At 60.6% G+C, this 18851-nt stretch carries 19 protein-coding genes; 9 read left to right on the top strand and 10 right to left on the bottom strand.

All coding sequences use genetic code 11. The features are described 5' to 3' along the window. Positions 1–66 precede the first annotated feature (66 nt). Positions 67–1557, bottom strand: coding sequence for an aldehyde dehydrogenase family protein (locus ACA049_RS21150; RefSeq protein WP_497329563.1), 1491 nt, complete (start codon positions 1555–1557; stop codon positions 67–69). 274 nt (positions 1558–1831) lie between these two features. Between ACA049_RS21150 and ACA049_RS21145 the strand changes: the two genes are divergently transcribed. Continuing rightward, positions 1832–2086 (top strand): DUF1652 domain-containing protein, encoded by a 255-nt coding sequence (locus ACA049_RS21145; protein WP_497329561.1) that lies wholly within the window; start codon positions 1832–1834, stop codon positions 2084–2086. A gap of 44 nt (positions 2087–2130) precedes the next feature. On the opposite strand, the gene ACA049_RS21140 is transcribed toward ACA049_RS21145, so the two are convergent. After that, complete coding sequence (locus ACA049_RS21140) at positions 2131–2487, bottom strand: hypothetical protein (RefSeq protein WP_497329559.1); 357 nt, start codon at positions 2485–2487, stop codon at positions 2131–2133. 345 nt (positions 2488–2832) lie between these two features. Between ACA049_RS21140 and peaA the strand changes: the two genes are divergently transcribed. The 4 genes from peaA (at position 2833) to peaD (ending at position 7391) form a co-directional block, all read left to right on the top strand. Beyond that, positions 2833–4413 carry a quinohemoprotein amine dehydrogenase subunit alpha gene (gene peaA, locus ACA049_RS21135; protein WP_497329557.1) on the top strand — a complete coding sequence of 527 codons (1581 nt, stop codon included), beginning with the start codon at positions 2833–2835 and terminating at the stop codon, positions 4411–4413. 80 nt (positions 4414–4493) lie between these two features. Next, positions 4494–5924 carry a quinohemoprotein amine dehydrogenase maturation protein gene (gene peaB / locus ACA049_RS21130; protein WP_109633447.1) on the top strand — a complete coding sequence of 477 codons (1431 nt, stop codon included), beginning with the start codon at positions 4494–4496 and terminating at the stop codon, positions 5922–5924. Position 5925: 1 nt separating this feature from the next. Further along, entirely contained in the window at positions 5926–6249 is a 324-nt protein-coding gene (qhpC, locus tag ACA049_RS21125) for a quinohemoprotein amine dehydrogenase subunit gamma (protein WP_008027961.1), read from the top strand. A gap of 23 nt (positions 6250–6272) precedes the next feature. Continuing rightward, a complete protein-coding gene (peaD, locus tag ACA049_RS21120) occupies positions 6273–7391 on the top strand; it encodes a quinohemoprotein amine dehydrogenase subunit beta (RefSeq protein ID WP_497329555.1) in 1119 nt (372 codons plus the stop codon). Between the two features lie 134 nt (positions 7392–7525). On the opposite strand, the gene ACA049_RS21115 is transcribed toward peaD, so the two are convergent. Beyond that, the gene (locus ACA049_RS21115; protein ID WP_497329553.1) at positions 7526–7927 is read right to left on the bottom strand and encodes a lysozyme inhibitor LprI family protein; all 402 of its coding nucleotides are present in this window, start codon (positions 7925–7927) and stop codon (positions 7526–7528) included. A gap of 252 nt (positions 7928–8179) precedes the next feature. Here ACA049_RS21115 and ACA049_RS21110 point away from each other — a divergent pair, with 252 nt between their 5' ends. Beyond that, on the top strand, positions 8180–8668 hold the full coding sequence (locus ACA049_RS21110) for an SRPBCC family protein (RefSeq protein ID WP_497329551.1): 489 nt from the start codon (positions 8180–8182) through the stop codon (positions 8666–8668). Positions 8669–8674: 6 nt separating this feature from the next. Further along, positions 8675–9475, top strand: a complete 801-nt coding sequence (locus ACA049_RS21105; RefSeq protein ID WP_497329549.1) for an aminoglycoside phosphotransferase family protein — start codon at positions 8675–8677, stop codon at positions 9473–9475. 568 nt (positions 9476–10043) lie between these two features. On the opposite strand, the gene inhA is transcribed toward ACA049_RS21105, so the two are convergent. Beyond that, positions 10044–10721 carry an isonitrile hydratase gene (inhA, locus tag ACA049_RS21100; protein ID WP_497329547.1) on the bottom strand — a complete coding sequence of 226 codons (678 nt, stop codon included), beginning with the start codon at positions 10719–10721 and terminating at the stop codon, positions 10044–10046. Between the two features lie 89 nt (positions 10722–10810). On the opposite strand from inhA, the gene ACA049_RS21095 reads away from it, so the two are divergent. Beyond that, a complete protein-coding gene (locus ACA049_RS21095) occupies positions 10811–11794 on the top strand; it encodes a GlxA family transcriptional regulator (RefSeq protein ID WP_497329545.1) in 984 nt (327 codons plus the stop codon). Here the strand turns inward: ACA049_RS21095 and ACA049_RS21090 are convergent. The 6 genes from ACA049_RS21090 to idi form a co-directional block, all read right to left on the bottom strand. Next, positions 11763–12665, bottom strand: coding sequence for an alpha/beta fold hydrolase (locus tag ACA049_RS21090; RefSeq protein WP_497329543.1), 903 nt, complete (start codon positions 12663–12665; stop codon positions 11763–11765). The genes ACA049_RS21095 and ACA049_RS21090 overlap by 32 nt on opposite strands. 60 nt (positions 12666–12725) lie before the next feature. Beyond that, complete coding sequence (locus tag ACA049_RS21085) at positions 12726–13115, bottom strand: hypothetical protein (protein WP_497329541.1); 390 nt, start codon at positions 13113–13115, stop codon at positions 12726–12728. A 314-nt stretch (positions 13116–13429) separates the two neighbouring features. Then, the gene (locus ACA049_RS21080; protein ID WP_497329539.1) at positions 13430–15256 is read right to left on the bottom strand and encodes a glycoside hydrolase family 15 protein; all 1827 of its coding nucleotides are present in this window, start codon (positions 15254–15256) and stop codon (positions 13430–13432) included. Beyond that, positions 15249–16049 (bottom strand): glucose 1-dehydrogenase, encoded by an 801-nt coding sequence (locus ACA049_RS21075; protein ID WP_497329537.1) that lies wholly within the window; start codon positions 16047–16049, stop codon positions 15249–15251. The genes ACA049_RS21080 and ACA049_RS21075 overlap by 8 nt, the downstream gene beginning before the upstream one ends. 97 nt (positions 16050–16146) lie before the next feature. Next, positions 16147–17091 carry a polyprenyl synthetase family protein gene (locus ACA049_RS21070; RefSeq protein ID WP_497329535.1) on the bottom strand — a complete coding sequence of 315 codons (945 nt, stop codon included), beginning with the start codon at positions 17089–17091 and terminating at the stop codon, positions 16147–16149. Continuing rightward, positions 17084–17668 (bottom strand): isopentenyl-diphosphate Delta-isomerase, encoded by a 585-nt coding sequence (gene idi, locus ACA049_RS21065; protein ID WP_497329533.1) that lies wholly within the window; start codon positions 17666–17668, stop codon positions 17084–17086. The genes ACA049_RS21070 and idi overlap by 8 nt, the downstream gene beginning before the upstream one ends. A 260-nt stretch (positions 17669–17928) precedes the next feature. Between idi and ACA049_RS21060 the strand changes: the two genes are divergently transcribed. Beyond that, positions 17929–18663 carry a thioesterase II family protein gene (locus ACA049_RS21060; RefSeq protein ID WP_497329531.1) on the top strand — a complete coding sequence of 245 codons (735 nt, stop codon included), beginning with the start codon at positions 17929–17931 and terminating at the stop codon, positions 18661–18663. Positions 18664–18851 lie beyond the last annotated feature (188 nt).

Below are 18851 nucleotides of genomic sequence, written 5' to 3'. Positions count from 1 at the left end.
CAGAGGGCTGCGTAATCCTGTAGGAGCGAGGCTTGCCCGCGAAGGCGGCCTGAAGGTCGCCGCAAATCAGAGCTTGATCAACACCGACTTCAACTCGGTGTAATGCTCAATCGCCGCATACCCCATCTCACGCCCGACCCCGGACATCTTGTACCCGCCAAACGGCAGCGCCGGATCGAGCGCGCTGTGGCAGTTGACCCACACCGAACCCGACTTGAGCCGCGGAATCATCCGGTGCACCGCCGCCAAGTCGTTCGACCAGATGCTCGCGCCCAGCCCATAAGGACTGTCATTGGCCATGCGCAGCGCATCGGCTTCATCATCGAACGGAATCGCCACCAGCACCGGCCCGAAGATCTCCTCCTGCACCAGCGAGTGCTTCTGGTCGACATCGACAATCACCGTCGGTTTGACGAAGAACCCCGGCCCGAACTGCTCACCCCCGCAGGCGATGGTCGCGCCACTTTCCCGGCCCTTCTCGATGTAACCGTAAACCCGTTCCTGCTGACGCGCCGAAATCAGCGGCCCCATCTCGACACTCGGGTCCAGCCCGTTGCCGAGCTTCATGGCGTTGGCGATGTCGGCGATGTCCGCCACCACATTGTCGAAATGCTTGCGCTGCACATACAGCCGCGACCCTGCGCAGCACACCTGGCCCTGATTGAAGAAGATCGCGCTGGCGGCGCCGGCGGCAGAGGACTTCAGGTCGGCGTCGGCCATGACAATGGTCGGTGATTTGCCGCCCAGTTCGAGGGTGACACGGGTCATGGACTCCATGGCGATCTTGCCGATCTGCTTGCCCACGGCGGTGGAGCCGGTGAAGGTCAGCTTGTCCACCAGCGGGTTGTGGGTCAGCGCCGAGCCTGCGGTGATGCCGGTGCCGGTGACCACGTTGAACACGCCCTCGGGATAACCGGCTTCCAGCACCAGTTCGGCGAGTTTCAGCGCGGTCAGCGGGGTTTCATCGGCGGGTTTGAGCACCACGGTGCAACCGGTGGCGAGGGCCGGGCCGAGTTTCCAGCAGGCCAGCAGCAGCGGGAAGTTCCAGGCGACGATGGCGCCGACCACGCCCACCGCTTCGCGGCGGATGAAGCTGTGGAATTGATCGTTGGGCATCAACGGCAACGACACTTCAACGCTGGATCCTTCGATCTTGGTCGCCCAGCCCGCCATGTAGCGCAGGAAATCGATGGACAGTTGCACGTCCATGACTTGGGCCACTGCAGCGCTTTTGCCGTTGTTCAGGCATTCCAGTTGCGCCAGTAGTTCGGCGTCGCGTTCCATCAGGTCGGCGAGTTTCCACAACAGGTTCTGCCGCTCCCGTGGGCGGGTGCGGGTCCAGGCGGAATCGTCGAAGGCCTGGCGGGCGGCGAGCACGGCGCGGTCGACATCCTCGGGCGTGGCCCGTGGCACCACGCACAGCACTTCGCCGGTGGCCGGGTTGTGCAGGGGCATGGTCTGGCCGTCGGCGGCCTCGACCCAGTCGCCGCCGATCAGCATGCGCGGGGCGCGCTGGATGAACGCGGAAGTGGCGGGAAGCAAATAAGGGAGGGGCATGGCGAGACCTCTTGTTGTTCGTGAGAACGGAGGCTTTCGCAATGGCTGTGCCAAGTGCCGGGAAAGGGCGGACCACCCTTGGTCGGCGGGGTTTTGGATCAGTCGTGGGTATCGCCGACGCTGTGCGGCTGTTGCAAATTGCGACAACTATGAGACGACGAGCGACCGGTTGCGACCTTGAGACACCCACTATTGGGGACTAGAATTTTCTGGCTCGGTGGATGAAGCGATGGACCGTTCATCCGGCCACTCATCTGGTGTAAGGGAGGTAACGATGTTCCTTTCAACCCTGGAAATTCAAAGCATCATTGAACACAAAATGCTGCCCGCCGTGTGCACGTGCATCATGGAGGCAGACCAGTCTCTTACGATTCGGGTCTGTGACTGCATGACTGGAAAAGTGGATCTGATCGCCACGAACGTCCCCGTATGGAACTTGAACAGTCCCCATGACATTGCGGTACTTGTGGCGGATATTCAGCAAAAAATCGAGGCTCATAAAAGCATCTCCTCGACATTGGCCAGTTGAACCGGCGTCCCCGCAACACGCAAGTGTAGCGGGGTGACGGCGGGTCAGGAATGGATCTTCCGCGAAATCTCCTCAAACGTGTCGCTATCTACGGCAGCCAACAGTTTCTTGTCATCATTGAGCGTCGCCAGGAACGTCACTTCGGTTTCCTTGCCGGCCAGCATGAATCCCGCAATCGCGCCGATAGGGCCCAGGAACATCGCGCCCGCCACGCCGAAGCCGATGGCGTCCTTGATGTTGTTGATCGATTCCTGGTTAGCGACTTCCACGCGCTTGAACGATGAGAGCGGCAGGGTGATGCCGGGCCACGGATGAAGCGACGTTCTAAGGGTGAAAACGCCGTCTCTGTACTCTCCATCACCCTGCAGAAAGTCCCCCGCCAGGACAGTGATGCTTGCCATTGTGTTATCCCCTGACTGGCAATCGGTGAACCACCATTTCGCACCCGCCTGCAACGGCCGTCAATCGTCGGGCGATGAACTGTTCCGGCCGGGGCATCTATGCTTGTCTCAGGTTGCAACACCTGTCGCGATATTAGACGCAGACGACCCCCTGTAGACGCGATTCACAGGTCTTGCCTTCGCGTAACTGCTTGATAAAAAAGGGCATCGGCAAGCTGGCACGCTCCGTGTATTGCTCATCGCAGACGTTTCTCTTGCCTCCGTCAGCGGTGCGCCGCCGGCGGCAGAAACCATAAAAACGATAAGCCACAAAAATAAGAAAGCACCGTGCGAGGTTCGACGTTGATGAAGAGAAGACTCCGATCAGGCCTGAGCGCCAGTCTGCTGGCCGTGGCCGCGTGTGTGGCGCTGCATTCGCCCGACAGCCTGGCAGCCCGCGACGCCCAGACCATCCTCAAGGAAACCTGCCAGGGCTGTCACACCCCCGAAGCCGATAACGCCCTGAGCCGCATCAGCCACCAGCGCAAAACCCCCGAAGGCTGGCTGATGAGCATCGCCCGGATGCAGACCATGCACGGTTTGCAGATCAGCGATGACGACCGCCGCACCCTGGTCAAATACCTGGCCGACACCCAAGGCCTGGCGCCGAGCGAGACCGATGGCGTGCGTTATGCGTTGGAGCGCCGACTCAATACCGTCGAAAAATTCGACGACCAGACGAGCCAGATGTGCGGGCGCTGCCACTCCGGTGCGCGGGTCGCCCTGCAACGGCGTCCGGCCCAGGAATGGGAGCGTCTGGTGAACTTCCACCTCGGCCAATGGCCGTCCCTGGAATACCAGGCGCTGTCCCGCGACCGCGACTGGTTCGACCTGGCTCGAAAAGACATGGTGCCGTTGTTGGCCAAGCGTTATCCGCTGGACAACCCGGCCTGGAAAAAATGGCTGAGCAGCGCGCCGAAAGCCGAAGCGCTGGTGGGTGACTGGAGCTTCAGCGGCCACTTGCCGGGTAAAGGCGAACTGGCCGGAGTGATGAGCGTCACGGCCGATGGCAGTGACACGTTCAAAGTCAGCGTCAAAGGCCAATACGCCGACGGCAGCCCGTTCAATGGCGATGGCAGCGCGATTCTCTACACCGGTTACGAATGGCGCGGCAACGTGACCATCGACGGCGTGACCATGCGCCAGGTGTTTGCCGCCCAGGGCAATGCGATGCAGGGCCGGATGTTCGAAGCCGAGCACGATGAGCGCGGGCTGGACTTCGTTGCCGCCAAGCAGGGCAGCAGTCGTTTGCTGGCGGTTCAACCGGGTTACCTGAAGGCGGGGGCCGAGACCGAAGTCACCCTGATCGGCAGCGGGCTCACCGGCAAACCGAACTTCGGTAAAGGCGTGGACGTGGTCGAAGTCATCGAGCAAAGCCCCGAGCGTATGCGCGTCAAACTCAAGGCTGCCGCCAATGCTCAACCGGGTCTGCGCAACGTCACTGTCGGCACGCTGAAAGGCCCGACCCTGTCGGTCTACAGCAAGATCGCCGAAGTCAAAGTCGTGCCCGAGTTCTCGGTGGCGCGAATCGGCGAGGGCGGTGGTTCGACGCCGAAAGTCCAGGGCCGTTTCGATGCCGAAGCCTGGGGCAAGGGCGCTGATGGCAAGCCGTATCGCATCGGCGTGTTCCCGGCGCAGTGGTCGGTCGAGGCTTTCGACGACCGCGCCAAGGAAGACGAAGACGTCAAGTTCGCCGGCACCATGCAGGCCGACAGTGGCGTGTTCACACCGGGCGATGCCGGGCCGAACCCGCAACGCAAGATGTCCACCAACAATGCCGGCAACCTCAAGGTGATCGCCGCCGTCGACGACGCAGGGAAATCCCTGACCGGCGAAGGCCACATGATCGTCACGGTACAACGCTGGAACAATCCACCCATTCCATGAGTTGGCTGAAACCAACGGCTTCAGACACTTTTCGGAATGACCGCAGACTCCGTCAAACGGGGTTTGCACAGGAGGTTGCAATGGGCGCTATTTTGAATCTGGTTGAGCGGAACCTGCACGAAGTGCACGTCGATGCCGACCGCATGCTGTTTCACATCCCTAGCAGTTCGCTGTTCGCCAGCGATGAGCTGACGGGCACCATCATCGATACCTTACGCGGTCCCGGCTGTTCGTCGGAGGACCTGATCCAGCGTTTGGCTTCGCGTTTCAACGGCGAAGAAATCACCGAGACCCTGCGCGAGTTGATGTCCCTGGAACTGGTCAGCGACGGCTCGCCGCTGACCCCGGACATCGGCACCAAACGGGTCGAGCGCACCGCGATCAATACCGTGGTGCTCAACGTCAACACCGGCTGCAATCTGAGCTGCACTTACTGCTACAAGGAAGACCTCGACAAGCCTTCGGCCGGCAAGAAAATGGACGTCGAAACGGCGATTGCATCGGTGGAAATGCTGCTGCGTGAATCACCGGATGAAGAGCGTTTCACTGTGGTGTTCTTTGGTGGCGAACCGTTGAGCAATCGCAAGCTGATCGAGTACATGGTCGACTATTGCGAGAAGCGTTTCCGCGAGGCCGGCAAGTTCGTCGAGTTCGTCATGACCACCAACGCCACGCTGCTCACCGAAGAGACCGTGGACTACCTGAACGCCCACCGTTTCGGGCTCTCGGTGAGTATCGACGGGCCAAAAACCGTGCACGACCGCAACCGCATCACCGTGGGCGGGCAGGGCACTTACGACGTGGTGCGGCGCAAGGCCGAAATGCTGCTGTCGCGCTACAACAGCCGTCCGGTCGGCGCGCGAGTCACGTTGACCACCGGCGTGACCGATGTGGAAACCATCTGGGATCACCTGTTCAACGAACTGGGTTTTGCCGAAGTCGGTTTTGCTCCGGTGACCTCCGGCGACATCAGCACCTTCAACCTGTCCAGCGACGAACTGATCGAAGTCTTCGCCAGCATGAAGAGACTGGGTCGGCGTTACCTGGAAGCGGCGCTGGAACACCGCAACATCGGTTTCTCCAACCTGCACCAACTGATCACCGACATCCACGAAGGCCACAAAAAAGCCCTGCCGTGCGGCGCGGGCCTGAAGATGCTGGCGGTGGATCACAAGGGTGAGCTGAACCTGTGCCACCGCTTTACCGGTTCATCGTTGCCGACTTTCGGCAACGTCCACAGCGGTGTGAAACAGGTGGAATTGAATGACTTCCTGTCCCAGCGCCTGGACCGCACCAACACCGGTTGCGAGGACTGCCAGATCCGTAATCTCTGCTCCGGCGGGTGCTACCACGAGAGCTACGCCCGTTACGGCGACCCGACCCACCCGACCTATCACTACTGCGAACTGATGCGTGACTGGGTCGACTTCGGCATCGAGGTCTACACCCGGATCATGGCCCACAACCCTGCGTTTATCAGCAGCTACATCACTCCGCGCAAGGCTCACTGATATGAAACATCTCAAGGCAATCAATAATAAAGCGTTGAAACTCGATGAGGCTGCGGCCGAAAACCGTATCGAAGAAGTGGTGGCGATGAGCTCTGTTGCGGGCTGCGCCTCGACCACCGACCCGGGTTGGGAAATCGATGCGTTTGGCGGGGTGTCGTCGCTGTGCCAGCCAATGGAGGCCGACCTGTATGGCTGCTCCGACCCTTGCTGGTGGCCGGCCCAGGTGCCCGACATGATGAGCACCTACCCGGACTGGAACAAGGATGCCCAGGCGTCCAACGACAACTGGCGCAACCTTGGCACTGTCTTCCCGAAAGACAAGTGATCGGACCTCAGAAGGATTTCAGCATGCTTACTGTCAAAGCCTGCGGCCTGGCCGCGTTCGCCGTCCTGAGCGCCAGTTCGCTCTCTGTTCTGGCCGATGAAAACACTGCATTACAAGCGGGTCACGAGTACATGGTGACCACCAATTACCCGAACAACCTGCACGTCATCGACCTGGCGACCGACACGCTGCTCAAGACTTGCAAGATGCCGGACGCTTTCGGCCCCGGCACCGTGCAGCTGTCGCCGGACCGCAAGACCGCTTACGTGCTGAACAATCACTACGCCGATGTCTATGGCGTCGAACTCGACAGCTGCAAGCAGGTGTTCCACGCGAGCATCACCCAGAAGCCGGGGGAAAAAGCCAAGTCGATGTTCGCCTTCACCCTCAGCCACGACGGCAAGGAACTGTTCGCCATCGCCAACCCGACGTTGATGCTCAACGACCGCTACGAGGTGCAACAGCCTCGGCTGGATGTCTACGCCACCGACGCCGGAATGGACGCCAAACCCGTGCGCAGTTTCCCGGCGCCACGGCAGCTGACGATCATGCAGAGCGGTGATGACGGTACGCTGTATGTGGCGGGGGCGGATGTCTACAAGGTCGATGTGAAGACCGGCAAGTTCGACGTGCTGATCCCCAGCCGCCACTGGAAACGGGCAAACTACAGCGCGCCGGACGTGCTGTATGTGTGGAATCAGCAGACCTATCGCCATGACTTCTCGCTGCTCTACACCGCTGCGAAATTCAAGGACAAGAAACAGGATCCGGCGACGGCCGAATACCTGTATGGCCTGTTCAGCATCGACCTGAAAACCGGCAAGACCGAAACCACCGACTTCGGTCCGCTGACGGAAATCTACTTCAGCGGCATGCGCTCGCCGAAGGATCCGAACCTGATGTTTGGCGTGCTCAACCGCTTGGCCAAGTACGACATCAAGGAGAAGAAAATGCTGCAGGCGGCGACGCTGGATCATTCCTACTACTGCATTTCCTTCAACAAGGATGGCAGCAAGATTTATCTGGCCGGGACGTTTAACGACGTGGCGATTTTTGATCCGGAGAGCATGAAGCAGATTGGCAGCATCAAGTTGCCAGGTGGGGATATGGCGATCACGACTGCGCAGATATTTGTCCGGTAATTGCGGCGTCTGAGCTGACGCCTTCGCGGGCAAGCCTCGCTCCTACAGGGTAGCGTCGTACCAAGTGGTGCGATCACTCCGAACCTGTAGGAGCGAGGCTTGCCCGCGAAGAGGCCCTTACAGGCACCGAATCGTCAAGCCCCCGGCACCGGGCAACTCATATCCCCTTCCTGACACTTCAGATAATTCTTGAAAGTCTCCACCCGCGCCTTGGTCAACTCCGTCACGCAGTTGCTGTAGATGAGCGGATACACACTCCCGCCTTCCACCGCGGACGCCGAGAACTTGCACTCGGCATCCCGAAACGCAACCCACGAACGCTGCGCGCCCAACAACAGTTTTTTGCTGTCCGGGTTGCTCTTCAAACGGTTGGTGATCTGCTGGTAAAGCGCATTCAACTCCTTATCCGCCGCCTTGTGCTGCTGCGCCGCACACTGGTTCATCGTGGCCTGGTCGGTGGCGTTGTCGCAGTCGGCCGCGTGGGCAACGGTGGTGAACAGCAAAGGGGTCAGCGCCAGGAGGAAGCGTGGGTGCATAGTGATTCTCGCTGTGATGGGTAAAAGTCGGGATGCAGTGTAGCGAAGAGGGTGGTCAACCAGTAACGAAGTCAGGTGCAACCCTTTTAGCCATGGGACTTGCTCTGCCATGCATTCGTCTGCGAACCAGAACTTGCCACTGCAAATGCAGCCGAATATTTCAGACATCCTTGATTACAACTCCCCATTGATACAACTTTAGGGTTGGTCTTGTGGTCTTACAGGCCTACTGTTCAGTACAGGAGGTGACTTATGAACCCAGCATCAGATCGCATCGAAAGGAAAATCCTGCTCAGAGTGCCGCGCTCGCACGTCTGGCGTGTGGTGGCCAATGCCGAAGCCTTCGGGCAGTGGTTTGGTGTGGCGCTGGAGGGCAAGCGCTTTGTCGCCGGTGAATGGACGCAAGGGCAGATTACATACCCTGGTTATGAGCACCTGCTGTGGAATGTGCTGGTGGAGCGAGTCGAGCCGGAGCGGGTGTTTTCGTTTCGCTGGCACCCGTATGCGATTGAGCCCGATATCGATTACTCCCAGGAGCCCACCACGCTGGTGAAATTCGAGCTCGAAGACATGGATGAAGGCACCTTGTTGAAGGTCACCGAGTCCGGTTTCGATCACATCCCGCAAGCGCGCAGGCTCAAGGCGTTCCGCATGGACAGCCGTGGCTGGGATGAGCAGATGAACAATATCGAAGAGTTTCTGAAAACCAGCGCCAAGGCTCGCGAGCGTCAGGCAGAGTAAGGCTGCATGTTTGAACCTTGGCTGAAACGCTGGGCACTGGTGCCGGACGGCGAACCGATCATCACGCCCGGCAGTCGTTTGCTGCCGGTACGGATGGGTAATTCGCCGGCGATGTTGAAGATCGCCTTCGATGCCGAGGAAAAGTTCGGCAATCTGCTGATGACCTGGTGGAACGGCGAGGGCGCCGCGCGGGTTTACGCCCATCACGGCGAGGTCTTGGTGCTTGAGCGTGCCGAGGGCGAGCGATCGCTGATGCACATGGCGCTCAACGGCCAGGATGACGAGGCCAGCCGGATCCTGTGTGCAGCGCTGGCTCGTTTGCATGCTCCGCGCCCCTCATCGCCACCGCCGCTGGTCCCGTTATCGTCATGGTTCGCTTCGTTGCGCCTGGCCGCCGAGCAGCAGGGCGGCATTTACGTGCTCAGCCTGCAAACCGCCGAAGCGCTTCTCGCGGAGCCGCAGGACGTGGTGGTTTTGCACGGTGACATGCACCACGACAACGTTCTGGATTTCGGCCCGCGAGGCTGGCTGGCCATCGACCCCAAGCGGGTGATCGGCGAGCGCGGTTTCGATTACGCCAACCTGATCTGTAACCCTGAATTGCCGACGGCGACTGATCCGCAACGCTTCCAAAGACAAATCGGTGTAGTGGCCGAAGCCGCGGGGCTTGAGCGTCGGCGACTGTTGCAATGGGTGTTGGCGTTTGCCGGTTTGTCGGCGGCCTGGTTTCTCGAGGATAACGATGGCGTTGCCGCGCTAGGTCAGCTGCAGGCCGCTGAACTCGCGGCTTCCATGCTGGATGCCTGAGGCGTCTAAGGGTTTTCGGAAGGCCGGGTATAGCGAATGTCTTACACGCGATGGTAGCTATGTCGTCTTTTACACATTGGATCCGATGCGTAATCTAGCCTCATCAACTGAAGCACAGGAAGTGCTCCAGGATCACGGATGATCGACCATTAGCAAGGATTCGCTGCCGACAGGGAGTCGATATGGTCTTGGGAAAACCCGCTTCGGCGGGTTTTTTTTCGTCTGCTGAAAACTGTAGTAGCGAGCGCTGCGGTGATCCGACTTGCCCGTGAAAAAGACGCCTCGGGGATTCAGTGGAACCGCGTTATCGTTCTTCGCGGGCAAGCCTCGCTCCTACACGGTCCGTGTGGATTTTGATTTTATGGTCAAAGGCTTACACCACCTGACGGGTATGTCGTCTTTTGATGCTTCGCCGATACGCTTATTCTGGATCCATCAACTGAAGCGCAGGGAGTGCTCAGGGTCAAGGATGATCGGCCATTGGCCAGGACGGCTGCCGACAGGATGTCGAAAATGGTCTTGAGAAACCCGCTGAGGCGGGTTTTTTTTCGCCTGTCGAAAAGTCCACCTACAGCCTGGCGGCCGCCCGCTCAGTGATCTGCGCCCTTTGCTGCAGGGATTGCGCCGAACGCCGATGAGCTTCTGCCAATACGCTTGGCGGCGCTGTTTCAGGGCTGCCGGACTGGAACGGTGGTGCCGGGGCGTATTCCAGTTGCAACTGCACCAGCTCGGCCGTGTCCTTATCGAACAACTCGGCGGCCAGGGTCAGGGCAAAGTCGATCCCGGCGGTAATCCCGCCACCGGTCAGCAGATTGCCGTCGCGCACGACGCGATCCTTCACCGGAGTCGCCCCCAAAGGCGCCAACAGTTCGTGATACGCCCAGTGCGTGGTCGCGCGCTTGCCCTTCAGCAGACCGGCCGCGCCGAGCACGAGCGCTCCGGTGCACACCGACGTCACGTAACGCGCGTTGGCCGCCTGAGCCTTGATGAAGGCCAATGTCTGCTCATCCTCCATCAACGGCCCGACACCGCTGCCCCCGGGAATGCAGATCACATCCAGCGCCGGGCAATCCTCGAAGGTCGTGGTCGGCTTCAGCACCAGCCCGGTACTCGCGGTAACCGGCACCAGGTCCTTCCAGATCAGATGCACCTTCACGTCCGGCAGCGAGGCCAGCACGTCGTAGGGGCCAGTGAGGTCCAGTTGTTGAACCTGTGGAAACAACAGAAAACCGATCTGCAACGTCATGGCTTTTTTCTCATGAAGTGGGTGGACGGCTTCACTCTAGGCTCGTAGGATCTGGCGCATACGCCAATCACCCCACGAATTACGCCAACATGCCGAAAACCATTCATGTGCTCGCGTTCGCCAACGTGCAATTGCTCGACGTCACCGGGCCGCTGCAGGTGTTCGCCTCGGCCAACGACATCGCCCGTCAACAAGGCTTGGCGCTGCCCTACGCGCCGACGGTGATTGCCAGCGGTGGCGGGGCGGTGATGTCGTCGGCGGGGCTTGCGCTGCTGGCCGAGCCGTTACCCGAGCAAGGCAGTGACACGTTGATCATCGCCGGCGGCTGGGGTGTTTACGCGGCGGCGGAAGACCCGTCGCTGGTGGCGTGGGTGCGAGAGCATGCGACGGCATGTCGGCGGGTGTCATCGGTGTGCACCGGGGCGTTTTTACTGGCGGCCAGTGGTTGGCTCGATGGTCGGCGCGTGGTCACTCACTGGACCCGTTGCAAGCAGTTGGCACAAAAGTATCCCCTGTTGCAGGTCGAACCCAATCCGATCTTCATCAACGACGGCCCGGTCTGGACCTCGGCCGGCGTCACGGCTGGCATCGACCTTTCGCTGGCGATGGTCGAAGAGGATCTAGGCCGCACGATGGCCCTGGAAGTCGCCCGGCAACTGGTGGTGTTCCTCAAGCGTCCGGGCGGTCAATCGCAGTTCAGCGTGACCTTGTCCCTGCAAAAGGAAGGCAACCGGTTCGACGAACTTCATGCCTGGATTAGCGAACATCTCACCATGGACCTGGGTATTCCGACCCTCGCCTTGCAGGCCGGCATGAGCGAACGCAGCTTCGTTCGCCACTACCGCGCCGACACCGGCCAGACCCCGGCGCGGGCCATTGAATTGATTCGGGTCGAGACCGCACGCCGCTTGCTCAGTGACACCGGTCTGCCGATCAAACGGGTGGCGGTGCAGTGCGGGTTCGGCAGTGAAGAGACACTGCGACGCAGTTTCCTGCGCGCCATGGGCGTCACGCCACAAGCCTATCGCGAGCGGTTTTCCGTCAGCGCTGAAGCAGATCCAGTAATGCCTTGAGTGTCGCTTCGGGCGCTTCTTCGGGGATGTTATGACCGACGCCCGCCAGCACTCGCCGCTCGTAAACGCCAGTGAAATGCTCGATGTCGTCATCGATCTCCTCTGCCGGTCCGACGCCATCGTCGGCCCCACACAGGGAAATCGTCGGGACGCTGATCGGCGGCTGGTGGGTCAGCGCTTCTTCCATCCATTCCAGTGCCGGATCGCCTGACGTGTACATGAACCGATGACGATACGAGTGAATCACCACCTCGACGAAGTCCGGATTGTCGAAGGCCGGCGCGCTCAGCGGGTAGCGCTCGGGGCCTTGGGTCCAGGTCGGTGACCACAGCTTCCAGAGCAATTGGCACAAGTCCCGGCGATTTTTCGTCAGGCCTTCGACCCCACGCTGGGTGTGAAAGTAATACTGATACCAGAGGCGATGCTCGGTTTCCGGGGCCTGCGGCTGGGTGGAGCCGGGAATGTTCTGGAGGTTGTAGCCATCACCCGTCACCAGGCAACGAACCCGCTCCGGCCAAAGCGCCGCCACGATACACGCGGCGCGACCGCCCCAGTCGTAGCCGCAGAGGGCCGCTTTTTGGACGGCCAGCGCGTCCATCAAGTCCAACAGGTCTTGGGCGAGGGCGGCTTGCTGGCCCGAGCGCAGGGTGTCGGGGCTGTTGAAACGCGTCGGACCGTAGCCACGCAGGTACGGGACGATGACGCGGTAGCCCTGGGCGGCGAGGGCTGGCGCGATTTCATCAAAGGCGCGAGGCGAGTAGGGGAATCCGTGAAGGAGGATGACGGGGTCGCCGGTGGTTGGGCCGTGTGCTTCGTAGGCGACCGTCAAAACCGGGGTTTTGGCGTATTGGATCAACGTTTCATTGTTCATCGGACACTCCAGAGGTGTTTTTTGAAACGAATGATGCACATCGACCAGGGCGCCGCCGTCTCAGGTCTCGACTTCCGCCACTTGGTTGAAGTATTTCGATCGGTCCGGCGTAAACGTCACCGCCATCCTGGTCCGCGAACAGGTCAGCGCCCGCTCTTCATCAAGACCCACATCCAGATCCTCTCCACGCAAACCCTGCCACTGGGCGAGGTATTTGAGCGATCCGTATTTTTCGAGTTTCTTCAGGCTTCGGCTGACCCCACCTTTCCAGCCCAGCACCGGCAGTTCGCCGGCACGGCAGCGTTGGGCGAGTTCGGGGAAACGGACGGCGCGTTGGCGGCCGATTTCCCAGCATTTGATCAGGCCCTTGTCGTGGGCTTCCCACAAATCATCGCGGTTCAGGCCTGTACGGAGTGGGGAGTCGATGGGGCGGTGGATGCGTTGGCTCATTCTGGTTCCTTGAATTCGGGTTTTATCGGGCAGCTCCGCTGCACCCGTTGAGCGTGGATGTTAGGGGTGGATGTAACGGCTGGCAACAAACGTTTTCGGGCGGTTGGAATGAGCGGTTTCGGGTGATTGGGCAGGTTTGTTTAATGGTTGCAGGTGCTTCACTGGTTTTGCGGGCAGGCAGTCAGTCTTGTGTATGGCTGATGGCCTCTTCGCGGGCAAGCCTCGCTCCTACAGGGTTTGTGTCGTACACATTATTTGCTAACGACACAAACCCTGTAGGAGCGAGGCTTGCCCGCGATCGGGGCGACGCGGTCTCAAGGCTGCCAGTAATTCTTCTCCCCACTCAATTTGCGATCCAGAAAACTCGCCGCGCTGATCAACGCCAAATGCGTCAGCGCTTGCGGCGTGTTGCCCAGATGCCGCGCATGGCTGTCGAACTCCTCGGCGTACAACCCCAGCGGGTTGGCATACCTCAGCAACTGTTCAAATTCCAGATGCGCCTTTTCCACCTGACCTGCCCGGGCCAGGCATTCGACGTACCAGAACGAACACGCGGCAAAGGCGCCTTCGGTGCCGTCGAGGCCGTCGATCTGGCTGTCTTCGTTGCGGTAGCGGTAAACCATGCCGTCACGGACCAGGGTTTTCTGGATGGCTTCGAGGGTCGAGAGCCAGCGCGGGTCCTTGGCGCTGACGAAGCGCACCAGCGGCATCAGCAACATCGAACCGTCCAGTGCGGTGCCGCCGATGTGCTGCACAAAATGCCCGCGCTCTTCGTTCCAGAAGTTGTCCCAGATGTCGGCGTAGATCGCCTGGCGAGTCTGGTCCCAACGGGCGAACGGGGCGGGCAGGGAGCGTTTGGAAGCGAGGCGAATGGCCCGGTCCAGCGCGACCCAGCACATCAGCCGAGAGTGCAGGAAGTGATGCTGCTCGCCGCGCATCTCCCAGATACCCACGTCCTTTTGCTGCCAGGTTTCGCAGACCTGATCCACCACTTCCACCGCATGTTTCCAGCCCTCATGGGAGATGGCGTCCCCGTATTTGTTGACCAGGTACACCGCGTCCATCAGCTCGCCGAAGATATCGAGCTGGACCTGATCGTAAGCCTGATTGCCGATGCGCACCGGCGTCGCGCCGCCGTGACCGGACAGGTGCGAGAGCTCGGTTTCCGGCAATTTCTGGCGACCGTCGATGGCGTAGAGGATATTGAGTTTCATCGGTTTGCCATGACAATCGCTGACCCGCCCGCGCAGCCAGCGCATGTAATCGTTGGCCTCCTGCACGAAGCCCAGGCGCATGAAGGCGTAGACGGTGAACGAGGCGTCGCGGATCCAGGTGTAGCGGTAGTCCCAGTTGCGTTCGCCGCCGGGCGTTTCCGGCAGGCCGAACGTGGCCGCGGCGAGGATCGCGCCGTGTTTGCGCGAGGTCAGCAGCTTCAAGGCGAGGGCCGAGCGGTTGACCATTTCCCGCCAGCGACCGCGGTAGTTGGACTGGCCGCTCCAGTCGCGCCAGAACTTCAGCGTGCGTTCCAGACACAACCCGGCGGCGCCTTCCTTGAAACGCGGATCGTCGATGCCGCCGAGCAGGAATTCGGCGCTCTGGTCTTGTTTGAGGGTGAATTCGGCCACTGCCGCGTTGCCATCCAGGCTCAACACCTGGTCCGAAGACAGGCGCAGAGAGGGCTGATCGTCCGCCTCGAACGCCACGTCTTTTTCATCCAGACGTGCGCGAGTCTTGGCGCGCGCGTAGTCATGCCGCACGGCGCAGCGCATGTGAAAGGTCGCCTGGCCGCTTACCACGCGAACCCGGCGCATCAGCACCGGAAAATCATCTTCGCTGTCGCCGATCGGCAGCAGGTCGGTGACTTCAACCACGGCGCGGTCGCTGAGCCAGCGGGTTTGCAGCACGTTGGTGTCAGGCAGGTAAATCTGCTCACGACGGGCATCGGGCAAGTCCGGCGACAGTTGGAAAATACCGGCCTCGGGGGTGTCCAGCAGCGAGCAGAAGATCGACGGGCTGTCGAATTCCGGCCAGCAGAAAAAGTCCACGCTGCCCTTGTCATTGACCAGTGCCGCGCTGCGCATGTCGCCGATGATGCCGTGGGCGTCGATGGCGCTTTGTCGTTCGGGATGATGATCAGCCATTGCCGCGAAACTCCGGATAGAGGCTCATGCCGCCGTCGATGAACAGGGTGGTGCCGACGATGTAGTCGGAGGCATCGGAAGCGAGGAAGACCACCGCGTTGGCGACATCCTCGACTTCACCGACCCGGCCATAAGGAATGAGTTTGAGCAGGTCCTGCAGGTGGTCGCCCGAGGTGGCGTCGCGATTGATCGCCGTGCGAATCGCCCCCGGCGCGATGCCATTGATGCGGATGCGCTGGTGGCTGACTTCCTGGGCGAGGGTTTGCATCAGCATGTCGACCCCACCCTTGGACGCGGCGTAATTGACATGTCCCGCCCAGGGAATCCGCTGGTGCACCGAACTCATATGAATGATCTTGCCGGCAGCCCGGGACACGCCTTCGCGAACACCTTGCCGGTTGAAAATGCGCAGGGCGGCGCGGGCGCAGAGGAACTGGCCGGTGAGGTTGACGCCGATCACCTGGTTCCAGTCGGCGAGGGTCATGTCCACGGCGTTGGCGTCTTTTTGCAGGCCTGAGTTGGCGACGAGAATGTCCAGCGAACCGAAGGCTTCAAGGGTTTGGGCGAAGAGCCGTTCGACGTCTGCTTCTTTGGAAACGTCGGCGCCAATGGCGATGGCGCGACCGCCTTCGGCATTGATCTGCCGGGCCAGTGCTTCGGCGGGTTCAGCCTGGGAATTGTAGTTGATCACCACCGCAGCCCCAGCGGCGGCCAAAGCCTTGGCAGCGCCTGCGCCGATGCCGGAGCTGGCACCGGTGATGAGGGCGACTTGTTGGTCGAGAGAAATCTGCATCAGCGATGGCGCCTTGAGTTGAGGGCTTAATTAGCTGACTGGCGGGGGCTGGCGAGAGTTCAGGGCAGACCATGAAAAGATCTTAATCTTCGTGCATTCAGCGCAGGCGTTTGATGATCAGGTCGGCCAGTCCATGAAGGCGGTCGGTTCTGCCTGCCAGGGTTTTCAATGCGTCATGTGCTTGCTCACCCAGTTGGTGCGCAAGCTCTGTGGAGCGCTCCAGTCCGAGCACCGAGACATAGGTCGGCTTATGGGCAGCGGCATCCTTGCCGGCGGTTTTTCCCAGGGTTTGCGTGTCCGACGTCGCATCGAGAATGTCGTCGACAATCTGAAACGCCAGGCCGAGGGCGGCCGAATAGCGGTCCAGGCTGTCGAGGTTCAGCACGGAATGTTCTGCACACAGCGCGCCCATACGCACGCTGGCCTGGATCAGGGCGCCGGTCTTCATCCGGTGCATCTGTTCCAGCTGCGCCAGGTCGATTTCGGTATCGATGCTGGAGATGTCGATCATCTGGCCGCCAGCGATGCCACTGGGGCCGCACGCCGTGGCCGCTTCGCCCATCAATCGGGCTTTTGTGTTTTCCGGTACCGGCGCCCGACTCAAAACTTCAAACGCCCGGGCCAGTAAGGCGTCGCCCGCCAGAATCGCGGTGGCTTCGTCGTATTGCACGTGTACCGTGGCCACGCCACGCCTCAGGGAATCGTTGTCCAGGGCAGGGAGATCGTCGTGTATGAGGGAGCTGACATGAATCAATTCCAGCGCGGCGCCCACCACATCCAGCGCTTCGAGTGAGGCCGCGGCGGCTTCACCGGCGGCATGGCACAGCAGTGGACGCAAGCGTTTTCCAGCGCCCATCGCGGCGTATCTCATTGCTTCATGCAGGCGCGCCGGGTGCTTGTCGCTGGCAGGCAACGCGTGTTCCAGTGCTGACTGGATGCGCTGCACAACCTCTTGCTTCCAGGCTTCGAACGTAAACAGAACCGGAGACGGCTCCTTTTCCGCCAAGGGTGTGGTTGAAACCGTCCGCGAGCGGTCATTCATGAGCCAGTGCTCCTTTTCGCTCGGCAACCGCTTGCTGGCCGGCTAGGGCTTGGTCTTTCCAGGCGTTTAGCCCGGTAGGTCCGATGATTTCGAGCACCCTGCGAAACCAGATAGTGAAGGTCTCGGGCGCGGCGGCAATACGCTGCGCAAGCTCGGGCAGCGTTTGCCATTGCCAGTCATTGGCTTCTTCGGGATTGGCGACGGGCTCGCAATCGGTGACCCCGACGAATATGTGGCCGTACTCGTACTCGATGAGCTGGTTTGAAACCGGCTCACGGTAGAGAAGGGTAAAAACTTTACGCAACGGACACGTGATGCCCATTTCTTCAAACAAGCGCCGTTTCGCTGCGGCAGCGGTCCGTTCGCCCGGGCGGGGATGACCGCAGCAGGTATTGCTCCACAAGCCTTGGGAATGGTATTTGCCGAACGCGCGCTGTTGCAGCAGCAGGCGGCCGTCGCTGTCAAAAATGAGGATTGAAAAGGCGCGGTGCAAGAGGCCCTGTTGATGGGCTTGCAACTTCTCGGCGATACCTTTTTTACGATCCTGTCGGTCAACCAGGATAAGAAATTCGTCCATAGCCAGACTCCGTGGTGTCTTCGCTACCGGACCTTTACTGCTGACCAGACGACGTAGGGAAATTCAGACGTGTACCTGTATGAATCGAAATTTAGTCAAAGCTTTTGCCCTCTGCAAATTTTCATTAGACCGTTTTTCTTGTCTTGTTAAAGCGCCCGCAGGTGTGCCGAACTAAGCGTTTTGTACAAGGCTTGACTCCAGACTAATTCCCGCCCCACCTCATCCGTTCCCTTGGTAGACAACTTTTCGAGGTAAGCCCGGTGACCCAGCTGACATTGCTGTGCCTGCCCTATTCAGGCGCGAGCGCCATGGTCTATAGCCGCTGGCGGCGCAAGCTGCCGGAGTGGCTCAAGCTGCAGCCGGTGGAACTGCCGGGCCGAGGCGCGCGGTATGGCGAGCCGTTGCACACCGACATGCGGCGCCTGGCGTTGCAGCTTGCGCAGGAACAAAAAGCCACGCTCAAGGCGCCGTACGCGTTGTTCGGCCATAGCCTGGGTGCCTTGCTGGCCTGTGAAATGGCCCATGCGTTTCGCTCGCTGGGCTGCCCGGAGCCGGTGGCGCTGTTCGCTTCCGGCACGGCTGCGCCGACCCTGCGGGCTGATTACGATCGCGGTTTCGCCGAGCCCAAGACCGATGCCGAGTTGATCGATCAACTGCGCACCCTCAATGGCACCAGCGAAGAAGTGCTGGCCAACGAGGAGCTGATGAGCCTGACGCTGCCGGTCCTGCGCGCAGACTTCCTGCTGTGCGGGCGTTTCGAGCCGCAACAGCGTCCGTTGCTCAAGTGCCCGGTGCACGTACTCGGCGGCAAGGCCGACCGCGCCACCACCGAGCAGTTGATCGGCTGGAGCAAGGAAACCCACGGCAGCTTTTCCGTGGACATGCTGGCGGGCGGGCACTTCTTTATCCATGAACACGAGGCCAAGGTGTTGCGGGTGATCAAGGATCAGCTCGACGTGCATCATCGCCGGCACGCCATGGCCGCGAGCGCCTGACGCAATCCCAAACATCACCCAATCCCCTGTGGGAGCGGGCTTGCTCGCGAAGGCGGTGTATCAGTCGACAACAATGGTGGCTGACACATCGCCTTCGCGAGCAAGCCCGCTCCCACAGGGGTTCTTTGACACCCTGACACCTCGCGTTCTACCTCCTTTCTGATACTTGTTCTCATTCGCTAATTTTT

The organism is Pseudomonas sp. LBUM1662 (assembly GCF_059695915.1).
The sequence above is the reverse complement of the archived record's forward strand: the minus strand, read 5'-3'. Positions and strand labels throughout refer to the sequence as shown.

Coding starts and splice junctions, on each gene's coding strand:
- ACA049_RS21150 (WP_497329563.1), bottom strand. CDS start 1,557: ATGCCCCTCCCTTATTTGCTTCCCGCCACTTCCGCGTTCATCCAGCGC.
- ACA049_RS21145 (WP_497329561.1), top strand. CDS start 1,832: ATGTTCCTTTCAACCCTGGAAATTCAAAGCATCATTGAACACAAAATG.
- ACA049_RS21140 (WP_497329559.1), bottom strand. CDS start 2,487: ATGGCAAGCATCACTGTCCTGGCGGGGGACTTTCTGCAGGGTGATGGA.
- peaA (WP_497329557.1), top strand. CDS start 2,833: ATGAAGAGAAGACTCCGATCAGGCCTGAGCGCCAGTCTGCTGGCCGTG.
- peaB (WP_109633447.1), top strand. CDS start 4,494: ATGGGCGCTATTTTGAATCTGGTTGAGCGGAACCTGCACGAAGTGCAC.
- qhpC (WP_008027961.1), top strand. CDS start 5,926: ATGAAACATCTCAAGGCAATCAATAATAAAGCGTTGAAACTCGATGAG.
- peaD (WP_497329555.1), top strand. CDS start 6,273: ATGCTTACTGTCAAAGCCTGCGGCCTGGCCGCGTTCGCCGTCCTGAGC.
- ACA049_RS21115 (WP_497329553.1), bottom strand. CDS start 7,927: ATGCACCCACGCTTCCTCCTGGCGCTGACCCCTTTGCTGTTCACCACC.
- ACA049_RS21110 (WP_497329551.1), top strand. CDS start 8,180: ATGAACCCAGCATCAGATCGCATCGAAAGGAAAATCCTGCTCAGAGTG.
- ACA049_RS21105 (WP_497329549.1), top strand. CDS start 8,675: ATGTTTGAACCTTGGCTGAAACGCTGGGCACTGGTGCCGGACGGCGAA.
- inhA (WP_497329547.1), bottom strand. CDS start 10,721: ATGACGTTGCAGATCGGTTTTCTGTTGTTTCCACAGGTTCAACAACTG.
- ACA049_RS21095 (WP_497329545.1), top strand. CDS start 10,811: ATGCCGAAAACCATTCATGTGCTCGCGTTCGCCAACGTGCAATTGCTC.
- ACA049_RS21090 (WP_497329543.1), bottom strand. CDS start 12,665: ATGAACAATGAAACGTTGATCCAATACGCCAAAACCCCGGTTTTGACG.
- ACA049_RS21085 (WP_497329541.1), bottom strand. CDS start 13,115: ATGAGCCAACGCATCCACCGCCCCATCGACTCCCCACTCCGTACAGGC.
- ACA049_RS21080 (WP_497329539.1), bottom strand. CDS start 15,256: ATGGCTGATCATCATCCCGAACGACAAAGCGCCATCGACGCCCACGGC.
- ACA049_RS21075 (WP_497329537.1), bottom strand. CDS start 16,049: ATGCAGATTTCTCTCGACCAACAAGTCGCCCTCATCACCGGTGCCAGC.
- ACA049_RS21070 (WP_497329535.1), bottom strand. CDS start 17,091: ATGAATGACCGCTCGCGGACGGTTTCAACCACACCCTTGGCGGAAAAG.
- idi (WP_497329533.1), bottom strand. CDS start 17,668: ATGGACGAATTTCTTATCCTGGTTGACCGACAGGATCGTAAAAAAGGT.